The 19,554-nt window shown below is 69.5% G+C and carries 18 protein-coding genes; 16 read left to right on the top strand and 2 right to left on the bottom strand.

The window, feature by feature from the left end; all coding sequences use genetic code 11:
* Positions 1–42: 42 nt before the first annotated feature.
* The 5 genes from prcB (at position 43) to PFX91_RS20535 (ending at position 5,763) form a co-directional block, all read left to right on the top strand.
* Entirely contained in the window at positions 43–885 is an 843-nt protein-coding gene (prcB, locus tag PFX91_RS20515; protein WP_285734313.1) for a proteasome subunit beta, read from the top strand.
* Between the two features lie 56 nt (positions 886–941).
* Complete coding sequence (prcA, locus tag PFX91_RS20520; protein ID WP_285734314.1) at positions 942–1,697, top strand: proteasome subunit alpha; 756 nt, start codon at positions 942–944, stop codon at positions 1,695–1,697.
* Positions 1,698–1,809: 112 nt separating this feature from the next.
* Complete coding sequence (gene pafA / locus PFX91_RS20525) at positions 1,810–3,168, top strand: Pup--protein ligase (RefSeq protein WP_285734315.1); 1,359 nt, start codon at positions 1,810–1,812, stop codon at positions 3,166–3,168.
* A gap of 148 nt (positions 3,169–3,316) precedes the next feature.
* Complete coding sequence (locus PFX91_RS20530) at positions 3,317–4,429, top strand: FKBP-type peptidyl-prolyl cis-trans isomerase (protein ID WP_285734316.1); 1,113 nt, start codon at positions 3,317–3,319, stop codon at positions 4,427–4,429.
* A 179-nt stretch (positions 4,430–4,608) separates the two neighbouring features.
* Positions 4,609–5,763: a methionyl-tRNA formyltransferase gene (locus PFX91_RS20535; RefSeq protein WP_285734317.1), complete on the top strand. Its 1,155-nt coding sequence runs from the start codon at positions 4,609–4,611 to the stop codon at positions 5,761–5,763.
* 100 nt (positions 5,764–5,863) lie between these two features.
* Here PFX91_RS20535 and PFX91_RS20540 read toward each other — a convergent pair whose 3' ends face one another.
* Complete coding sequence (locus PFX91_RS20540) at positions 5,864–6,970, bottom strand: DUF3866 family protein (protein ID WP_285734318.1); 1,107 nt, start codon at positions 6,968–6,970, stop codon at positions 5,864–5,866.
* A 96-nt stretch (positions 6,971–7,066) separates the two neighbouring features.
* On the opposite strand from PFX91_RS20540, the gene PFX91_RS20545 reads away from it, so the two are divergent.
* The 11 genes from PFX91_RS20545 to PFX91_RS20595 all read left to right on the top strand — a co-directional run bounded on the left by PFX91_RS20545 (position 7,067) and on the right by PFX91_RS20595 (position 18,538).
* Positions 7,067–9,085, top strand: a complete 2,019-nt coding sequence (locus PFX91_RS20545) for a helix-turn-helix transcriptional regulator (protein ID WP_285734319.1) — start codon at positions 7,067–7,069, stop codon at positions 9,083–9,085.
* A 92-nt stretch (positions 9,086–9,177) separates the two neighbouring features.
* Complete coding sequence (locus tag PFX91_RS20550; protein ID WP_285734320.1) at positions 9,178–9,363, top strand: hypothetical protein; 186 nt, start codon at positions 9,178–9,180, stop codon at positions 9,361–9,363.
* Positions 9,364–9,429: 66 nt separating this feature from the next.
* Positions 9,430–9,744, top strand: coding sequence for a Sec-independent protein translocase subunit TatA (tatA, locus tag PFX91_RS20555; protein WP_285734321.1), 315 nt, complete (start codon positions 9,430–9,432; stop codon positions 9,742–9,744).
* A gap of 249 nt (positions 9,745–9,993) precedes the next feature.
* The gene (gene tatC / locus PFX91_RS20560; protein WP_285734362.1) at positions 9,994–10,824 is read left to right on the top strand and encodes a twin-arginine translocase subunit TatC; all 831 of its coding nucleotides are present in this window, start codon (positions 9,994–9,996) and stop codon (positions 10,822–10,824) included.
* Positions 10,825–10,929: 105 nt separating this feature from the next.
* Positions 10,930–11,352: a DUF397 domain-containing protein gene (locus tag PFX91_RS20565; RefSeq protein ID WP_285734322.1), complete on the top strand. Its 423-nt coding sequence runs from the start codon at positions 10,930–10,932 to the stop codon at positions 11,350–11,352.
* A gap of 90 nt (positions 11,353–11,442) precedes the next feature.
* A complete protein-coding gene (locus PFX91_RS20570; RefSeq protein WP_285734323.1) occupies positions 11,443–12,339 on the top strand; it encodes a diacylglycerol/lipid kinase family protein in 897 nt (298 codons plus the stop codon).
* Positions 12,340–12,351: 12 nt separating this feature from the next.
* Complete coding sequence (locus PFX91_RS20575; RefSeq protein WP_285734324.1) at positions 12,352–15,189, top strand: DEAD/DEAH box helicase; 2,838 nt, start codon at positions 12,352–12,354, stop codon at positions 15,187–15,189.
* A gap of 280 nt (positions 15,190–15,469) precedes the next feature.
* Positions 15,470–15,874: an aspartate 1-decarboxylase gene (gene panD, locus PFX91_RS20580; protein ID WP_285734325.1), complete on the top strand. Its 405-nt coding sequence runs from the start codon at positions 15,470–15,472 to the stop codon at positions 15,872–15,874.
* A 92-nt stretch (positions 15,875–15,966) separates the two neighbouring features.
* On the top strand, positions 15,967–16,224 hold the full coding sequence (locus tag PFX91_RS20585) for a hypothetical protein (protein WP_285734326.1): 258 nt from the start codon (positions 15,967–15,969) through the stop codon (positions 16,222–16,224).
* Between the two features lie 101 nt (positions 16,225–16,325).
* Positions 16,326–17,624 carry an MFS transporter gene (locus PFX91_RS20590; RefSeq protein ID WP_285734327.1) on the top strand — a complete coding sequence of 433 codons (1,299 nt, stop codon included), beginning with the start codon at positions 16,326–16,328 and terminating at the stop codon, positions 17,622–17,624.
* 158 nt (positions 17,625–17,782) lie between these two features.
* The gene (locus PFX91_RS20595) at positions 17,783–18,538 is read left to right on the top strand and encodes a hypothetical protein (RefSeq protein ID WP_285734328.1); all 756 of its coding nucleotides are present in this window, start codon (positions 17,783–17,785) and stop codon (positions 18,536–18,538) included.
* A gap of 29 nt (positions 18,539–18,567) precedes the next feature.
* Here PFX91_RS20595 and PFX91_RS20600 read toward each other — a convergent pair whose 3' ends face one another.
* Positions 18,568–19,428 carry a (2Fe-2S)-binding protein gene (locus tag PFX91_RS20600; protein WP_285734329.1) on the bottom strand — a complete coding sequence of 287 codons (861 nt, stop codon included), beginning with the start codon at positions 19,426–19,428 and terminating at the stop codon, positions 18,568–18,570.
* Between the last annotated feature and the right edge of the window lie 126 nt (positions 19,429–19,554).

The raw sequence follows: 19,554 nt of genomic DNA on the forward strand, positions 1-19,554 counted from the left end.
CCCGCCCCCACGTCGGGGTGGGGCGCGAGTGAAGGGAGACGCGTGTTCGAAGGGTTCGAGGGCGGACGGTTGCCAGCCGCTTTCATGAGTGCGGGAACCTCGTCCTTCACCGAGTTTCTCAGTTCGGTCAGACCCGAGCTGCTGCCCGGACACAAGCTGCCCCCGGGCGGCGGGACCGAGCACCTCACTCCCGACGCCACGACCATCGTCGCCCTGACCTTCCCCGGGGGCGTGCTGGTGGCGGGGGACCGCCGTGCCACACAGGGAAACGTCATCGCCAACCGCGACATGGACAAGGTCTTTCGCACCGACGAGTTCTCCGCGGTGGCCATCGCGGGCTCCGCGGGGATCGGTATCGAACTGGCCCGCCTCTACCAGGTGGAGCTGGAGCACTACGAGAAGATGGAGGGCCGTTCGCTCTCCCTGGAGGGTAAGGCGAACAAACTCGCGCAGATGGTCCGCGGCAACCTGGGCATGGCCATGCAGGGCTTCGTGGTCGTCCCGCTCCTGGTCGGTTACGACGAAGGCAGCGACCAAGGGCGTGTCTTCAGCTACGACGCCGTCGGAGGGCGCTACGAGGAGCAGCGCTACCACTCCATCGGTTCCGGCTCGGTCTTCGCCAAGGGGTCGATCAAGAAGCTCTACCGTGAGGACCTCGACCGGACCGGTGCCGCCAAGGTCGCCTTGGAGGCCCTCTACGACGCCGCCGACGACGACTCCGCCACCGGAGGGCCGGACCTGCACCGCAAGATCTTCCCCCTCGTCGACGTCATCACCGAGGACGGTCACCGTCGCCTGCCCACCGAAGAGGTCGCCCGCCTGGCGACCGAGGTGGTGGAGGGACGCGCGGCCAGCCCCGACGGGCCCACGGCCTCGCTGAGTTGAGCGGGCACCCGTCCCCACAACAGACATCTTCCGACTAGACAAGGAAACGATCCGCGGTGTCGATGCCGTTCTATGTCGCCCCCGAACAGCAGATGAAGGACAAAGCGGACTACGCGCGCAAGGGCATCGCGCGCGGCCGCAGCGCCGTCGTCCTGCAATACGAGGGCGGCATCCTCCTGGTGGCGGACAACGTGTCCCGCACCCTGCACAAGATCAGCGAACTCTACGACCGCATCGCCTTCGCGGCCGTCGGTCGTTATCCGGAGTTCGAGAACCTTCGTCTCATGGGCGTGCGTTTCGCCGATGTGCGCGGGTACCAGTACGACCGTCGCGACGTCAGCGGGCGTCAGCTCGCCAACATCTACGCCCAGACCCTGGGCACCGTCTTCAGTGAGAGCCTCAAGCCCTGGGAGGTGGAACTCGTCGTCGCCGAGGTCGGTGACACTCCCGACGAGGACGAGATCTACCGCATCACCTTCGACGGCTCCATCGTCGACGAACAGGGCTTCGTGGCGGTGGGCGGTTCCTCCGAGCACGTGTCCGGTGTGCTCAAGGACCGCTTCGCCGCCGACGCTCCGCTCAGCGCGGCACTCAACGCGGCCACGCACGCCTTGGCGCACGAGAACGGTGAGGCGCGCGAACTGGAGGCCGCCAACCTGGAGGTCGCCGTTCTGGAGCGGGCACGAGAACACCGCAAGTTCCGTCGCGTCCACGGCCGGCGGCTGGCCCGCCTCCTGGAGGAGGGCAAGGCCACCGGGAGCCCCGTCTCCTCCGGCGGCGGTACCGGCACCACGGACGAGGCCGACGAATGACCTGGAAACGATGACCGCCGGTGCGGCGTGCCCGAGGCGCCGCACCGGAAGAGGGGGTGCCGGCGGTGGGACTCCGCCGTCCGCACCCCGGATGGGAAGTTGGTGAGGCCGCGTGGAGCGACGGATCTTCGGGCTGGAGAACGAGTACGGGGTCACGTGCACCTTCCGGGGACAGCGGCGCCTGTCCCCCGACGAGGTCGCCCGTTACCTCTTCCGCAGGGTGGTCTCCTGGGGGCGCAGCAGCAACGTGTTCCTGCGCAACGGCGCCCGCCTCTACCTGGACGTGGGCAGCCATCCGGAGTACGCCACCCCCGAGTGTGACGACCTCATGGACCTGGTCGCTCACGACAAGGCCGGCGAGCGCATCCTGGAGGGGCTGCAGATAGACGCCGAGCAGCGTCTGCACGAGGAGGGCATCGCCGGGGACATCTACCTGTTCAAGAACAACACCGACTCGGCGGGCAACTCCTACGGCTGCCACGAGAACTACCTGGTCGGCCGACACGGCGAGTTCGGTCGACTGGCCGACGTGCTGATCCCCTTCCTGGTCACACGGCAGATCGTCTGCGGCGCGGGCAAGGTCCTCCAGACCCCTCGCGGGGCCCTGTTCTGCGTCAGCCAGCGTGCCGAGCACATCTGGGAGGGCGTCTCCTCGGCCACCACGCGCTCACGCCCCATCATCAACACCAGGGACGAGCCGCACGCCGACGCCGAGCGCTTCCGCCGCCTGCACGTCATCGTCGGTGACTCCAACATGAGCGAGACCACCACCCTGCTCAAGCTGGGCTCCACCCACCTCGTGCTACAGATGATCGAGGCCGGGGTGGTCATGCGCGACTACACGCTGGAGAACCCGATCCGGGCCATCCGCGAGGTCAGCCACGACATGACCGGCCGTCGCAAGGTGCGTCTGGCCAACGGACGCGAGGCCAGCGCGCTGGAGATCCAGCGCGAGTACCTGGACAAGGTGCAGAGCTACGTCGACCGGCACGGCACCGACGCCACCGGCAAACGTGTCCTGGAGCTGTGGCAACGCACCCTGGAGGCGGTCGAGACCCAGAACCTGGAGACGGTCTCCAGGGAGATCGACTGGGTCGCCAAGTACCTGCTGCTGGAGCGCTACCGCGACAAGCACGGCCTCTCGCTGTCCTCGCCCCGGGTGGCCCAACTCGATCTGACCTACCACGACATCCACCGCGATCGCGGATTGTTCTACCTGATGCAGAACCGCGGTCAGATGGACCGGGTGGTCGGGGACCTGAAGATCTTCGAGGCCAAGTCGGTACCGCCGCAGACCACGAGGGCCCGGCTGCGCGGCGAGTTCATCCGGCGGGCCCAGGAGCAACGCCGCGACTTCACGGTGGACTGGGTCCACCTGAAGCTCAACGACCAGGCGCAGCGCACCGTGCTGTGCAAGGACCCCTTCAAGTCGGTGGACGAACGGGTGGAGAAACTCATCGCCGGAATGTGACTTTCGGACCTTGGCATCGGGCCCCGCCCGGCGGTGACGGACCGTCCGCGGCGGGGCCGTCCGGTTCGTAACGTTCCTGGGGGTGGTTACGGTCTTTCTTTTCGGTAGTGTGACCCTGTCCTGAGCCGGAGATCAGAGGTTGTGACCCATGCACCGACGTGCTGCCGCCCTCGCGGTGCCGCTGACCGCCATCGCCCTGGCGATATCCAGCTGCGCGAACATTCCTGAGGAGTGGCGTACCCCCGCCTTCATGCGTATGGGGGAGGAGCAGCTCGACTCGCGGATCCCCACCGTCACCGGTCCGGTCGGTGAGGAACCCGAGATCACCTTCCCCGACACCGAACCACCCGAGGAGGAGCTCTCGGGGATCGTCAGCAAGGGGTCGGGCGAGGACGAGCTGGTACGCGCCGACGACCTGCTGATCGCCAACGTCATCCAGTACCAGTGGACCGGCCCCGGCGAGGGGGAACCCGTGGAGGGCCAGTCCAGTTACGAGACCGGCGCCCCCGATCTGGTGCGTATGGAGCAGATGCCCGAGCAGATCGGTGACGTGCTGGTCAACCAGCCCATCGGAAGCCGGGCCGTGTACGTCTTCCCGCCGATGACGGAGGAGGAGCGCCAGCAGGCGGAAATGGCCGGCCAGCCCGCCCAGGAGGGCGCCAGCGTCCTGGTCATCGACCTGATGGAGCGCTACAACAAGGGCGCGGTCGTACCCGGGGAGCAGACCGAGGAGGGGGGCGGGGACCTGCCCAAGGTCACCCAGGAGGGCCACTCCGAACCCGTCATCGAGATCCCCGACACCGACCCTCCCGAGGAATTGGAGGTCGTCCCGCTCATCGAGGGCGGCGGCGCCGAGGTGGAAGAGGGCCAACAGGTCATCGTCCAGTACACGGGAGTGCGGTGGGAGGCCGACGACAACGGCGGCCACGAGTCGTTCGACTCGACGTGGAGCCGCGGTGGCGACCCGTTCGACACCACGATCGGTGCCGGAGCCGTCATCCAGGGCTGGGACGAGGGCATGGTCGGCCAGAAGGTCGGGAGCCGTCTGATGCTGGTCGTCCCCGGCGACATGGCCTACGGGGAGAGCGAGGAGGAGGCCGGAGGAGCCCCCGCCGGCACGCTGGTCTTCGTCGTCGACATCCTCGGCGCCTACGACAACCCGCCGCCCCCCGAGCCCGAGGAGATCGAGGGCGAGGAAGGTGAGGAAGGCGCCGACGAGGAGGCCGACGCCCCCGAGGACGGCGGCGAGGACGAGGAGTAGGCCACACCGACGTCGCGGGAGCGATCCGAGGCCCCGGGGGAGACCCCCGGGGCCTCGACCGTTCCTCCGCCCCGCCACGGGCCGCCCCTTCGGCCGTAGACACACCTTTCCTCCCTCCCCGGCGCTCTCCCGGCCGGTGCGTAGAGTCGGAACATCAGTGGTCAGGCGAGGGGGAGCTGATGTCAGACCGGCGGCGTTACTGCTATGTGTCCGGACTGAGCCTCGGTGTTCCGGCTCTGGAGGAACTCTGCGCACAGGGGCGCCCCCCGGACCTGGTGGTGTCCTACCCGGCCGAACTCGCGCACCGCTCCGGATACCTCGACTACGAGGCGGTCACCCGCCGACACGACCTGCCACACCTGAGGGCGGCCGACATCGACTCCGAAGAAGTGCACGAAGCCCTCACCAAGCACGGCATCGACCTGATGGTCGTCGCGGGCTGGTCGGAGCGGATCGGAGAAGACGTCCTGTCCCGCCTCTCCCTGGGCGGAGTCGGACTGCACCCCGCTCCGCTGCCCGTCGGACGCGGCCGTGCGCCCATCCCCTGGACCATCCTGCGCGGTATGCGCTCCAGCGCGGTCACCCTCCTCCACCTGGGAGGGGAGCCGGGCTCCGGCGACATCGTCGACCAGGCCTGGTTCGACGTGGCCTCCGACCTCACCGCCACCAGGTTGTACGAACGCGTCGGCCAGCTCCAGACGGAACTGCTCGTACGGCACCTGGAGGGCCTCCTGGAAGGCACCGCACCCCGGCGCCCACAGACCGGACACGTCTCGGTGTGGCCCGGTCGCCGTCCCAGCGACGGCCGGCTCGACCTCACCGCGGCCGGAAGCGACGTGGACCGGATGGTGCGTGCGTTGGCCGACCCCTACCCGGGCGCGTTCGCGATGTTCGGCGGTGCGCGGATCACCTTGTGCGCGGGGCGACTGACCGACCGGATCCGAGGAGGAGCGCCCGGACAGGTGGTCGCGGCGGGAAGGAACCGACAGTGGGGCGTCACCTGCGGCGACGGGACCGTGTTCGTGCCCGAGGCACTGAGGGTGGACGAGGGGGTGAAGGCCGAACCGGCCTCGCTGGCCATGTTCCGGCCGGGTGCCTTCTTCGACGTGCCCTCCGCCCCTCTGGTGGAGGCCACCCGCGGGGTGCCCCTCCCGGGGCAGACGGTGGGTACGGTGAACGGATCGGCGCTCCCGTCCACGCACGCGGTGGAGCGCTCGACGTCGCTCGGTCCCGCCTCCGAGCGGGGCGCGGTGCCGGGACCGCGTTCCTCATCCGAACCGGACGCCGCGGCCGACACCGCCATGACGGGGGACGGCAGGACCGACGGCCAGTGACGGTACGGAACCGGCCGCGGTGACCGTCACCGGGCACCACGGCCGGGTCGGACGTGGCCCGCAGGACCACCGGCGACCGGTGGGGCGCCCACGGTCCCGGTCACAACAGGTCGGCCGCGTGACGGCCCGCCGCCGCGGCGCTCAGGAACGCCGCACGGTCCTCCTCCAGCCCACGCCCCATCGTCGAGACCTTCACCGGCAGAGCCCGCACGGCCTCCTCCAGGCCCTCCACCTCCACTTCCACCAGATCGTGTCGTTCCCCCAACGCCTCGGCCTGGGCACGTACCCGCTCGCCGAACGCTCCGCGCAGCAGTGGGACGACCACCCGCGCCCTGGCCAGCGCCACTCGACCGTAGGCGGTGAGACTGTGGTGGGACACCCCCCGGTGCCGCTCACGGGGATCGGCCTCGCTGATCCGCAACGAGGCCACCGGCCGTCCCTGGAGGACCGCCGCCGCGTTCACCGCCTCACCGCACGAGACCCCCGAGAAACCCCACCGCGTCCCGGTGCCCAGGTTGCCCGGGCCCTGGCACACCACGACCACGTCCGCGTCCAGCACGTGGCGGGCCGCCAACAGCCCCGAGTGCAGGGTCACCGCCTCCAGGTCACCGCCGAAGGACTGCCCCGTGGTCACGCATCCGGACAGCAGCCCCTCCTCGCGCAGCGCGCCCACCGACCTGGAGAACGCCGCGGGAAGCGCGCCCCCGTCCAGCATCACGTGAACGATCCGGGCCCCGGGCCGACGCTCACGTACCCCCGCCACCACGGCCGGCAGCGCCGAGTGCAGGTCGGCCACCACCACCGGCACACCGTCCACGCCCTCGGCCGAACGCAGGGTCCGGTGATGGGGAGAGCCCTGTTCGTCGGCGCCCAGCACGGTCGCCTGTAGCGGCGTGTACCGGGCCTTGACCAGGTGCCCGGGGGCCTGGCGGTCGGCGGGCAGCCGATCCGGTACGGCCACGACCAGCGCGTATCCGCCCGTGCCCAGGCCAAGGTCCAACGCCCCGGTGTTGAGCAGCACCTCATCGCCGACCTGGGGGGAGCCGACCAGGTCGGTGTAGGCCAGCGCCCGACACGTCGTCTCCGAGGCCGGACCACCGGTGTCCGAGGCGGCTCGGGGGGCCGGTTCCACCGCCACCGAGCACAGGACGACCCCCGACCAGGAGGGGAGGATCTGACGGACTTGTCCACGGCGCCACCGGATCATGTCGAGCACGGTACCGTCGTTGCTGAACCGGTGACGGGGCGACACACCAAGGCGCCCGGACCGGTCCCTCCACCACGGCCGAGAAGGGTGCGGACGATGTCGCGCAGGAAGACGGAACGACAGCTGAACCTCGTCATCTGCCTGTTGTCCACACGTCGCCACCTGACCGCCCAGGAGATCAGACGGACGGTGTACGGCTACGCCGAGGCCGAGACCGAATCCGCCTTCAAGCGGATGTTCGAACGGGACAAGCGCGAGCTGCGTGACAGCGGTATCCCCATCCAGGTCGGTACCGGTGACGCCATCAGCGGTGAGGAGGGTTACCGCATCTCCCGCGCGGACTACGAGCTGCCCGAGATCGAGCTCCTGCCGGACGAGGCCCTCATCCTGGGACTGGCGGCCCGGGCCTGGCGGCACGCCGCACTGGGCGAGGCCGCGGCCGACGCGCTGTTCAAACTCCGCTCCGCCGGCGTCCCGGTCGACGACGAGGCGGCCCCGGCCCTCACCCCGGCCATGCGCACGGACGAGCCCTCCTTCGGACCCGTGTGGCAGGCGGTGCGCGACCGACGTCCCGTCTCCTTCGAGTACCGCAAGCCCGGGCAGACCAAGGCCGAGACCCGGGAGGTCGAACCCTGGGGCATCGTCAACCTGCGCGGGCACTGGTACATGGTCGGCCACGATCGCCACCGCCGGGCCCGTAGGGTCTTCCGCCTCGGCCGGGTCCGTGGGGAGGTGACGATCCTGCGAGGCGGCCCCGACGTCGTCGTCCCCGAGGGCGTCGACCTTCGTTCGGTGGTCGCCGGCCAGAAGGCCGAACCCGAACGCACCGCCCTGCTGCGGGTACGCACCGACTCCGCCTACGCCCTGCGTCGCAACGCGCTGCGCGTGGTACCGGGGGAGCGCGACAGCTCGGGGGGCGGCTGGGACACCCTCAGCTGCCCCTACGCCGACACCTCCGAACTCGTGCGGAACGTGGCCTCCTTCGGATCCCGGGCGGTCATCGTCGAACCCGCCGAGGCCCGTGAGGCGATGATCGCTCACCTGACCGCTCTCACCGAGGCCGCTCCCGACGCGGGGGACTTCGACGATCTCGCCGTTCCCGAGCACTCCGAGCCGCCCGCGCGCGGCCCGCGGTCGGCCGACCAGCTACGCCGCCTGCTCATGCTCGTGCCCTACGCGCTGGGCCAGGACGTACGCGTGCCCGAGGTGGCTCGGCACTTCGGACTCAGCGAGAAGCAGGTGGTGGCCGACCTCAGCCTGCTGTGGATGTGCGGTCTTCCCGGATACACACCCGGGGACCTGATCGACGTCGACCTCGACGCGGCCAAGGAGACCGGCGAGATCATCATCGGCAACGCCGACACCCTCGCCCAACCGCTGCACCTGACCGCGGACGAGGCGGCCAGCCTGATCGTGGGCCTGTCCCTTCTGGAGGCGCTGCCCGAGACCGAGGGCCTGGAGGTCGGAGCACTCAAGAGGGTGGGCGAGAAACTGCGCACCGCGGCGGGCGCGGCCCTGGGCTCCCTGGCCGACTCGGTCCAGGTGCGCGTGGAGGACGACGAACAGATCGACCGGCTCCGTCGCCGCTGCGCCGACGCCCTGGAGTCGGGCCAGCGGCTGCACCTGCGTTACCTGTCGGGCTACCTGGACCAGGTCACCGAGCGTGACGTGGACCCCATGGGCCTGGTGGTCCAGGACGGTTACCCCTTCCTGGAGGGTTACTGCCACCTGCGCCGTGACGTGCGCCTGTTCCGTCTGGACCGGGTCCTGGAACTGACCGTGCTGCCCTACGCCGCCCAGGTGCCCGAGGGTGTGGGCCGTCGTGACCTGTCCGGTGGTGTGCTCCAGCGCTCGGACCTGGACACCGAGGTGACCCTGGACCTGGAGCCGACCGCCCGTTGGGTGACCGAGGACTACGTGTGCGAGTCGGTGGCCGATCTGCCCGACGGAAGGGTCCGCGCCACCCTGCGGACCCCCGCCCCCGCCTGGGTGGTGAGGCTCGCGTTGCGTCTGGGAGCACGGGGGCGTGTGGTGGCCCCGGCGGAACTCGCAGAGGAGGTTCGGGCGGAGGCGAGGCGGACGCTGGAGCACTATCGAAGGCCCTGGAGTTCGTGAGGACCCTCGAAGGCATGTCGGCGTCCTGGTAGGGGTCGGACGTTTTCTCCGAGGCGAAATGGAGATCATGTCGGAAGCGCTAGGGTTGGAGGGTGATCATCCTCGCTGTCCTGTTCGGTGCGGCCGTGACCGGACTCACCGCCATCGGTCTGCTGGTGCTGCGTACGCGCCGTGCCACGGGCACGTTGTCGACGACGGCGGCACGGGCCTTGGAGAAGTGCCGGGCGAGTGGCGCGAGCCCGCGTGAGGGCATCGGCCGAAGTGGTGCGGGGGCATGATGGCCTCGCGTCCGAATGCGCGTACCATCGAAGACGCTTGGTCGCGCCCCACAGAGAGGTAGAACCATGGGACCGTTCAACGGACCTACCATCGCCATTCTGGTGATCCTGGCCCTTCTCCTGTTCGGAGCCAAGAAGCTTCCGGACCTGGCCCGTTCCCTGGGGCGCAGCGCGCGCATCCTCAAGGCGGAGAGCAAGGGCCTGATCGACGAGGACAACGAGACCGAGGGCACCGACGGCGGCCGCGATCAGCAGGCCTCCCGGCACAACGCCTCCGAGGAGCCGCAGCAGCCCCGCCAGCAGGGGTACCCGCAGCTGCCTCCCGGCCAGCGCATCGTCAACGAGTCCGGTGAGACCACGAACCGCACCTACGGCAGCTAGCCGCGAAAGCGGTGCCGGCCGAGCCCGGGCCGGTGCCCGGTCGGCGTGGGACGCGAGCGTCTTGGACGTGGGGACGTGGACGCGTACGAGAACCCCGCGGCCGGGTGATGACCGCCCATGCCGTCCCGGGGCGATCACGGCGCGTGGGACGGCCGGGGCACGTGGTACGGCTGCCCGCCGACGGCGCGGGCCGAAGGAGACGAGAGAGTGACCGAAAGGGCACGGCGTCGGGACAACCCCGAGGCCCGGATGCCGCTCATGGATCACCTGCGTGAGCTGCGCAACCGCCTGTTCAAGGTGATGATAGCCCTGACCCTGGGCTGTGTGGTCGGTTACCTGGTCTACGACCAGGTGTGGGACTTCCTCAAGGCGCCCTACTGTTCGCTGCCCGAGTCCGAAGCGGTCGACTCCGAAGGATGCTCCCTCATCGTCACCGGGCCCTTCGACGCCTTCTTCGTGGCCTTCAAGGTCTGGCTGTTCGTGGGCGCGCTCGTCTCCGCTCCCTTCTGGATGTACCAGCTGTGGGCCTTCGTCGCCCCGGCGCTGCACACGCGTGAGAAGCGCTACGCCTACATCTTCGCCCCGCTGGCGGCCCTGCTGTTCGCGCTCGGCGCGGCCCTGGCCTACTACATCACCTCCTACGCCCTGACCATGCTCTTCGGGTTCCTGCCCGAGGACGCGTTGACCTTCCTCACCATCGGTCAGTACCTCGACTACATGGTCATCATGATGGTCATGTTCGGTGTGGGGTTCGTGCTGCCGTTGCTGGTGGTCCTGCTCAACCTCGCGGGGGTCCTGCCGCACGCGACCCTCGCCAAGTGGCGCCGGGTCATCATCTTCTGCGCGTTCCTGGTCGCGGCCATCATCACTCCCGCCGAGCCGATCTCGATGCTCGCCCTGGCCGTGCCCCTGGTGCTGCTCTTCGAACTGGCCGAACTGTTCGCCTTCCTCAACGACCGGCGTAGGCGCCGGGAGGATCCCTACGCGGACCTGGACGACGACGAGATCTCCCAGCTCGACGAGACGCCCTCGCCTCTGGACGGCCCCGACGTCGGGGAACAGTCCGGAAAACGCACCTGAAGAACCCGGGCCACAGGTTAGGGTCGAGCGGTGGGACGTCCGATGGCGCCGTCCCAACCGGTCCGGGACCCCGGCCGGGAACGGTTGTCGGGAAGAGGAAGTGCGATGAGCGAGCAGGCCGAGGCCAGGCGGGAGCTCCCGCCTGAGGCCATGGGCAACGAGAAGTGGCACGACACCACCGACGCGGTCTGGATGCGGTCCTCCCTCTCGAAGGACGAGTCCGAGGCGGTGGTCGAGGTCGCCACCTTCGATGACGGCTTCCGTGCGGTGCGTGACGGGAAGTCCCCCGAGAAGGGAACGCTGTTCTTCACCCCCGCCGAGTGGGAGGCCTTCGTCCTGGGCGCCCGGGACGGTGAGTTCGACATCCCCGAGGAGTACCTCACCGAGGAGGAACGCCGCATCCAACGCGGTGAGGTCGACGTCGAGGTGGCTTGGGTACCCTCTCCGCTCAACACCCCCAAGGCGATGGAGGAGTACCACCGTCGCCAACGCGAGGAGGCGAAGGGCGGACGGGCCGACGGCTCCTGAGGACCCCTCGCGCACCCCGGCGCGAGTGCGGGTGCACGTCGAGGTCCCACGACCCTCGTCACCTCCGTCTTCCAGGTAGCAAGGATCCGTATGCCCCCTCACATCGCCCTTCTGGTCAACCCGCACTCCGGTCGGCGCCGCGCGGCCGTGACGGGGGTGCGTCTCAAGGAGGCGCTGCGCGAAGCAGGAGCGCGTGTGCACGTCTACACGGGTCGCTCGGCGGTCGACAGTCGCCGCCTGGCCCGTCTGGCGGCCTCCGACCGTCCCGACGCCCTGGTGGCCGTGGGCGGTGACGGCCTGGTCCATCAGGCACTACAGGCGGTGGTGGGCACAGGTGTGCCCCTGGCCGCCGTCCCCGCGGGGACCGGCAACGACATCGCCCGTGCCTTCGGCCGCCCGCGCGGTTCGGCCGGTGACGTGGCCGCCGCGATCCTGAGGCGTCGTACCCGGCCCGCCGACGTCGTGCGGCTGAGTCTGGCCGACGGCACGCATCGCTACTTCCTCAGCGTTCTGGCCTGTGGTTTCGACGCCCGCGTCAACGAGCGGGTCAACGGTTTCAGGTTCCGTTTCGGTCGGGCCGGATACGTGGCCGGGCTCCTGGCGGAGTTGCGCTCCTTCCGTCCCATCGACTTCGAGATCGACGTGGACGGACGCCGCATCGCCGAACCGGGGATGCTCGTCGCGGTGGGCAACACCGCCGCCTACGGCGGTGGCATGCGCGTGTGTCCCGAGGCCGAGCCGGACGACGGCCTCGTCGACGTGGTCTTCGTGCGCCAGGTGGGACTGGGCCGTTTCCTGCGGGTGTTCCCGCGCGTGTTCGGTGGGGGACACATCGGACTGGGCGAGGTGGTGGCCGAACGTGGGCGTACCGTTACCATTCGTGCCGATTCGGGTGCGGCCTACGCCGACGGGGAACGCATGGGAGAGCCGCCACTGGTGTGCGAAGTCGTGCCCAAAGCGGTCGAGATGCTGGAACTGACCTCATAGGCTGGAAACCATATGAGTAGTCATGCTGAGCGGTATGCCGCCTTCCGTCGGCGCCAAGGGGCTTCCAGCGCCGCGATCGAGGCCTTTCAGGGCCTCTACGGGTTCGAGTTCGACCCGTTCCAGATCAGGGCCTGCAAGGCCCTGGAGAACGGCCATGGAGTGCTGGTGGCCGCGCCGACCGGTTCCGGCAAGACCGTGGTCGGGGAGTTCGCCGTGCACCTGGCCCTGGCCGAGGGCACCAAGTGCTTCTACACCACTCCCATCAAGGCACTGTCCAACCAGAAGTACAACGACCTGGTCAGACGCTACGGCACCGAACAGGTCGGACTGCTGACCGGGGACAACAGCATCAACGGCGAGGCCCCGGTGGTGGTGATGACCACCGAGGTGCTGCGCAACATGCTCTACGAGGGCTCGGCGACCCTCGGCGGGCTGGCCTATGTGGTGATGGACGAGGTGCACTACCTCGCCGACCGTTTCCGCGGCGCGGTCTGGGAGGAGGTGATCATCCACCTGCCCGAGTCGGTGCGCATGGTCGCCCTGTCGGCCACCGTCAGCAACGCCGAGGAGTTCGGTGAGTGGCTCCAGCAGGTGCGCGGTGACACCACCGTCATCGTCGACGAGAAACGCCCCGTACCGCTGTGGCAGCACGTCATGGTCGGCAACCGTATCCACGACCTGTTCGTGAACGTGGAGGAGGAGTCCACCGTCGACTCCGGGGAGGAGTCGCGAGGCCGCGGGAACAAGCGCAGACGCGAGCGTCGACGCCAGGGCGGGCGACCCCGCGAGATCGAGGTGGGAGGGCAGAGACTGCACATCAACCCGCGCCTGATCCGCATGGCCGAGGACGACTCGCGCCTGACCCAACTGGCCAACCGCCGTCGCCATCCGCAGACGCGTGCCCGTGGCAACGTGCGCCCCCGCTCCCGGTTCGCCCCGCCCTCACGCCCCACCGTCATCGAGGAGTTGGACGACGAGGGGCTGCTGCCCGCGATCACCTTCGTCTTCAGCCGCGCGGGCTGCGACGAGGCCGTCCGCCAGTGCGTGTCGGCCGGGTTGGTGCTCACCACCCCGGAGGAGGCCGACGAGATCCGCGAGTACGCCGAGACCAGATGCGCGGACATCCCCGCCTCCGACCTGGCCGTGCTCGGTTTCGACCAGTGGATACGCGCCCTGGAGGCGGGCATCTCCGCTCACCACGCCGGAATGTTGCCCACCTTCAAGGAGATCGTCGAGCACCTGTTCTCCCGGGGGCTCATCCGCGCGGTGTTCGCCACCGAGACCCTGGCGCTGGGCATCAACATGCCCGCCCGCACCGTGGTCATCGAAAAACTCGACAAGTGGAACGGTGAGACGCACGCCCCGCTCACCCCGGGTGAGTACACCCAGCTCACCGGACGCGCCGGGAGGCGCGGCATCGACGTGGAGGGCCACGCGGTGGTGATCTGGCAGGCCGGCACCGACCCCGAGACGATCGCCAGCCTGGCGGGGACGCGCACCTATCCGCTCAACTCCAGTTTCCAACCGTCCTACAACATGGCGGTCAACCTGGTCGGCCAGGTCGGTCGTCAGCGCAGCCGCAACATGTTGGAGGCCTCCTTCGCCCAGTTCCAGGCCGACCGCGCGGTGGTCGGCCTGGTCAAGCAACTGCGCAAGCACGAGGAGGCGTTGGAGGGCTATGCCGAGGCCGCCACGTGCCACCTGGGCGATTTCATGGAGTACGCCTCGCTGCGTCGTGCCCTGAGCGACCGTGAGGCCGTGCTCTCCAGGAACCGTTCGCTCCGACGCCGGGACGAGGCCCTGGAGAGTCTGGAGAAGCTGCGTACCGGCGACATCATCCGCATCCCCTCAGGGCGTCACTCCGGCCACGCGGTGGTGTTGGATCCGGGGTTGAGGCTCGACCTGCCCGCGCCGCTGGTGCTCACCGTGGACAAGCAGGTCAAACGGATCAACGCCAGTGACTTCACCGTTCCGGTGCGTCCGTCCGGACGCATGCGCGTGCCCAAGTCGTTCTCGGCGAAGTCGCCGCGTTCGCGTCAGGACCTGGCCTCCACGCTGCGCAACAAGCTCAGGGAGCAGGGCTCCGACCCCCTCTACGAACGGGGAAGGCGCGACGCGGGCGAGGACGCCGAGGTACTGCGGTTGCGTGCCGAGCTGCGTGCCCACCCCTGCCACGGATGCGCCGACCGTGAGGACCACGCCCGCTGGGCCGAGCGCTACTTCCGCCTGCGCAAGGAGACCGAAGGTCTGCGTCGCCGGGTGGAAGGGCGTTCACACGTCATCTCACGCACCTTCGACCGCGTGTGCGGGGTCCTGGAGGACCTGGAATACCTGTCGGGGGAGGAGGTCTCCGAGGAGGGGACGCGCCTGGCCAAGATCTACTCGGAGCTGGACCTGCTCGTGGCCGAGTGCCTGCGACGGGAGCTGTGGAAGGACCTGACCCCGGTGGAGATGGCGGCCTGCGTCGCCGCACTCGTCTACGAGGCCCGCCGCGGGGACGACGCCTATCCGCGCCTGCCCGGTGGACGGATCGACGAGACGCTCGCGGAGATGGTGCGTCTGTGGGGCGAGCTCAGTGAGGTCGAGTCCCGGCATCGGGTGTCGTTCCTGCGTCAGCCGGACCTGGGCTTCGTGTGGACGGCTCATCGGTGGGCCGCCGGCGACCGGTTGGACGCCATCCTGCGCCAGGCCGACATGCCCGCGGGCGACTTCGTGCGCACCGCCAAGATGTTGGTGGACATGCTGGGCCAGATCGCCGGGGCCACCGGCGACGCGCAGGTGCGTTCCACCGCGCGCAAGGCCGGTGACCTCGTCCGTCGCGGGGTCGTGGCCTACTCCTCGTTCGCGTGAGGGGAGCATCCGGCGACGTCGCGACCGTGACGTCGCCGGATCCCTTCCGCGATCGGATGCGCCCGGTCACCCCCTGAAGCCCTCGCCCCCGCCATGCGCGGGCCCGGCCCCGTGACGGCGGTGCGCACGGGCACGGCCGGTGGAACACCCGGACCCACCAGGGTGTTGGACGCGATGGCGACCCCGGTGGACGAAGAGGCGGACGGATAGGGGCATCATGGAAGGACACGGGACCCTTGGGGCCTGTAGTTCGTAAAACACCTGAAACGAGGCTCGAACAGTGCTGCGCACCCTGATCAACGGCAAGATCCACCGCGCCACGGTCACACAGGCCGACCTGCACTATGTCGGATCGGTCACGATCGACGCCGACCTGATGGACGCCGCCGACATCGTCGACGGCGAACAGGTCCACATCGTCGACATCGACAACGGCGCCCGTCTGGTGACCTACGCCATCACCGGTGAGCGCGGCAGCGGCGTCATCGGTATCAACGGTGCCGCGGCACGGCTGGTCAGCCCCGGCGACCTGGTGATCATCATCTCCTACGCCCAGCTCACCGAGGCCGAGCGTGCCGAGCACGTCCAGCACATCGTGCACGTGGACCGGGACAACAGGATCATCGCCCTGGGCGACGACCCCGCCGAGCCCGTTCCGGGAAGCGAGCTGGTCTCGGGCCGGTGACCCCGCACCGGCCGCCGACGACCGCACGCAAAAGGGTCCGGAGTCCCTCGCCGTGGCCGGTTCCGGCCTGATCGGCCCGCCCGATGCCGGGTATGTCCAAGGTCGGCATGGACGACACAGGGGACGAGGAACAGCGCCGGATCGCCGAGCACATCGAATGGCAGAAACAGGGTGCCTGGGTGGTCCTGTGGGGTCCCTACACCCGTTGCTTCTGGGCGTTCGCGTGCTGGCCGGTGATCCCTGAGAACGGTGTCGTCATCAGCGCCGACGATCCGCACGTTCTGTACTCGGAGATGCGCTACGTCGAACGGGAACACGATTTCCTGCGGTGGCGTTACGGGCGCGGCTGAACCGATGCCCGCAAGGAGGGTGTCCCGTCCCGCTATGGTCGGTCTTTCCTCCCTCAGGCTACGATTCCTCTTTTGGTGGGATGAATCGTAAGGGTGGATGCGTGTCGGTACATACTGCTCGGCTCAGGGGCGACCTCACGGAAGAGGCACGGGCCCGGCTCCAACGTCGTACCGTCCTGGCCCTCATGCTCGCCCAGGTCGCCGGCGGTGTCGGGATGGGGTCCATGCTCGCCGTCGGCGCTCTCATCGCCCTGGAACTGACCGGTTCCGACGCCTGGTCGGGGGCGCCCACCACCATGATCACCCTGGGCGCGGCGTTGTTCGCCCTGCCCCTGGCCTCCCTGGCCGCCAGGCACGGGCGTCGTCCCGGTCTCACGGCGGGGTGGGTCCTGGGCGTGCTCGGCGGCACCGTCGCCATCATCGCCACGATGCTGGGCACCTTCGTGTTCTTCCTGGTGGGCATGGTGCTGATCGGTTCGGGGACCGCCACCAACCTCCAGGCCCGGCACGCCGCCGCAGATCTGGCCTCCGAGAGGAGCCGTGGCAGGGACCTGTCCATCGTGGTGTGGGCCACCACGGTCGGATCGGTCCTGGGCCCCAACCTGATCGCTCCCAGCGGAAGGGTGGCGGCGTTCCTGGGGCTGCCCGAACTCCTGGGGCCGGTGCTGTTCACCACGGCCGGCTTCTCCCTGGGGGCGGTGCTGACCTTCGTGCTGCTGCGCCCGGATCCGCTCGTGACGGCCGTCGCCGCGCGGCCCCGGGACGGCGGTACCCCGCAGGTACGGTTGTCCGTGCTCGGGGCGCTGAGAGTGATCGGGTCCGTTCCCCGAGCCCTGCTCGCGGTGGCGGGCATCGTGGTCAGTCACACGGTCATGGTCGGGGTCATGACCATGACCCCGGTGCACATGTCGCACCACGGCTCGGCGCTGACGGTGATCGGGTTGACCATCTCCCTGCACATCGCCGGTATGTACGCGCTGTCGCCGGTGGTGGGATGGCTCACCGACCGGTTCGGTCGGGTGTCGATGCTGATGACCGGTCAGGTGGTCCTGGTGGTCTCCGCCGCGGTGGCCGGGACGGCGGGAGACGACGAGGTCCTGGTGACGGTCGGGCTGGTCCTGCTGGGACTGGGATGGTCGTTCGGTCTGGTGTCGGGGACGGCTCTGCTGGCCGACTCCCTGGACGCCGAGGTCCGTCCCCGAGCCCAAGGCGTCAGCGACCTGGTCATGAACCTGGGTGGTGCCGCCGGTGGCGCGCTGTCGGGTGTGGCGCTGGTCCAGGTCGGGTTCGGGGGTCTCAACCTCTTCGCGGCCCTGCTCACCCTGCCGGTGTTCGTGCTCGCCCTGCGCGCGGGCAGGGCGCGGCGCGACCGTGACACGAGGCCCGCTCCCACGGGGTGAAGGCCTCGGCGTGGTGGAGGCGGGCGGATCTTTACCGAAAACGCCCGTCGATCTCCACCCGAAACCGGGTTCGCGGCGTTACCGTACAGGCGTGAAGCGCCTCTCCGGACCGAGCAGGTGACCGGTTGGCGGATCCGCGCTGATGAAAGGTGTTCCCAGTGTCCGATCGCGAACCCGAGGACGTGACGGGGGAGCAGCCGGGGCGGCATCGGGACCCGGTGAACCGTCATCCGCCCGAGGAGTGGCGACCGGGCGATCCGGGCGACCCCCTCATGGGGGGACGACAACCCCTGGGGGAACCGCCGCACGGCAGATCGGGTCCCGAACCTCCGGTGAACCGTCATCCGCCCGAGGAGTGGCGACCGGGCGATCCGACCGACCCCCTCACGGAGGGACGGCGCCCTTTGGGAGAGCCGCCGCGCGGGCACCCCGGCCACATGCCCTCCGTGGGACGGCACGCCGCGGGGCCCAAGACCACGGGTGCGCACGCCCACCAGGGGCCCTCCGCCGAGGACCCTCCCCCGCGGAACGGCACTCCCTCCGAGAGCGGCCTCCCCGCAGGGGAGCACACAGGTTCGCCTCCCGAGAAGACGGGCGGTGAGCTGTCCGAGGGGCCCAACGGTCCCGGACAGGCCGGCTACGAGAGCGCCGGTTACGCCCCCGGGCATGGGGAGAGCGATGGTGAGGGCACGCCTCCCCGCCCGTCCGCCGGACCGGCGCGGGGCGGCGGCCCTGCTCAGGGGCCCGGCCACGACCCGGACACGGACCCGGGCGGCCCCGCGCGGGACGGTCACGGGACGGGAGAGACCGAGGCCGTTCCCTGGGGCAGGATCTTCGGGGTCGGCTGCGGTGTGGCCCTGCTCGTCCTGTTCATCTCGGGCGTCGTCATCACGATCGCCCTGTTCGTGGCCTGAGGGCGGGGTCGAGACCGACGCCCCGCCGCTCAGGGCGCCAGGGCCGGATCACGCAGCCACTCGACCAGTTCCTGCTGCCGCTCCCCGTCGCACTTGAGCGGGCACGTGGTGCAGTACCCGTGTTCGGGATCGCCCTTGTAGTCGAAGCAGCACGTACCGCGCACCGCCCAGGTCCCGCGTAGGTGGTCCGGGGCGAAGGGGAACAGGCGGGGCCGTCTACGGGTCACCGCCCCGGCCTCGATCACCGCGTCCCCCAGCCGGGTGGCCAGATCCCAGGCCTGTTCGGCGTCCCGTCCCAGATACCGGGCCGGGTTGAGCATGTAGAAGTGCAGGGTGTCGAGCACCCATCCCCACAGGGTGCGCTTGCCCGCGCGCGAGTGCGCGTGCAAGGCGTCGAGGAGGGGCTCGAACGTGGCGAACAAGGATGCGGCGACGATGCGCAGCTGATCGTCCTCGTCCCTGGCGACGATCGTGGCGGGATGGTCGACCGCGGGGTCGTCCGGCAGGACCACCATACGGGTGTCGACCAGTGTGGGCGTGCCGAACCGGGACCGGACGGTGTCCCAGGGCAGGTAGAGCGTGTGAGGGGTCAGCAGGGGAGCGCGCCCTGTCAGGTACAGCGACGCCGAGACCAGGAAGATCGGTTCGCGCAGGGTGACACGCAGGAAGTTCGTGGCGGCGGGGAGCCGGTGGCCCGGGCCGTGCTCGGTCTTGAGCTTGTCGAACAGGACCGGCAGCCAGCCGTCCTGGGCCAGGACGCCGGCCTGGTACCAGTGCACGTCGGCCACCGGGGAGGAGTGGAGTTCCTCCAGGGAGAGCAGGTCGGGCAGGGGCGCGAACTTCAGCTGTTCACAGGTGTCGCGGAACGCGTCGAACAGGTCTGTCTTCACCGCGTGAACCTGCCCTTCTCGCACAGTGTCGTGACATCCGGGAAGAGTGTGATCGCAGTGACCTATGTGCGACGGGTTCCTGCGTCTCTTAAGTGAGGCTACCCTAACGAGCTCTGATGTCGCAAT

The organism is Nocardiopsis sp. ATB16-24 (assembly GCF_030271535.1).
Classification (GTDB): Bacteria; Actinomycetota; Actinomycetes; order Streptosporangiales; family Streptosporangiaceae; genus Nocardiopsis.

Bases quoted from the DNA above. Each gene is read 5' to 3' on its own strand.
- PFX91_RS20530 (WP_285734316.1), top strand. From the start codon at position 3,317: ATGCACCGACGTGCTGCCGCCCTCGCGGTGCCGCTGACCGCCATCGCC.
- PFX91_RS20535 (WP_285734317.1), top strand. From the start codon at position 4,609: ATGTCAGACCGGCGGCGTTACTGCTATGTGTCCGGACTGAGCCTCGGT.
- PFX91_RS20540 (WP_285734318.1), bottom strand. From the start codon at position 6,970: ATGATCCGGTGGCGCCGTGGACAAGTCCGTCAGATCCTCCCCTCCTGG.
- PFX91_RS20545 (WP_285734319.1), top strand. From the start codon at position 7,067: ATGTCGCGCAGGAAGACGGAACGACAGCTGAACCTCGTCATCTGCCTG.
- tatA (WP_285734321.1), top strand. From the start codon at position 9,430: ATGGGACCGTTCAACGGACCTACCATCGCCATTCTGGTGATCCTGGCC.
- tatC (WP_285734362.1), top strand. From the start codon at position 9,994: ATGCCGCTCATGGATCACCTGCGTGAGCTGCGCAACCGCCTGTTCAAG.
- PFX91_RS20565 (WP_285734322.1), top strand. From the start codon at position 10,930: ATGAGCGAGCAGGCCGAGGCCAGGCGGGAGCTCCCGCCTGAGGCCATG.
- PFX91_RS20570 (WP_285734323.1), top strand. From the start codon at position 11,443: ATGCCCCCTCACATCGCCCTTCTGGTCAACCCGCACTCCGGTCGGCGC.
- PFX91_RS20575 (WP_285734324.1), top strand. From the start codon at position 12,352: ATGAGTAGTCATGCTGAGCGGTATGCCGCCTTCCGTCGGCGCCAAGGG.
- PFX91_RS20585 (WP_285734326.1), top strand. From the start codon at position 15,967: ATGTCCAAGGTCGGCATGGACGACACAGGGGACGAGGAACAGCGCCGG.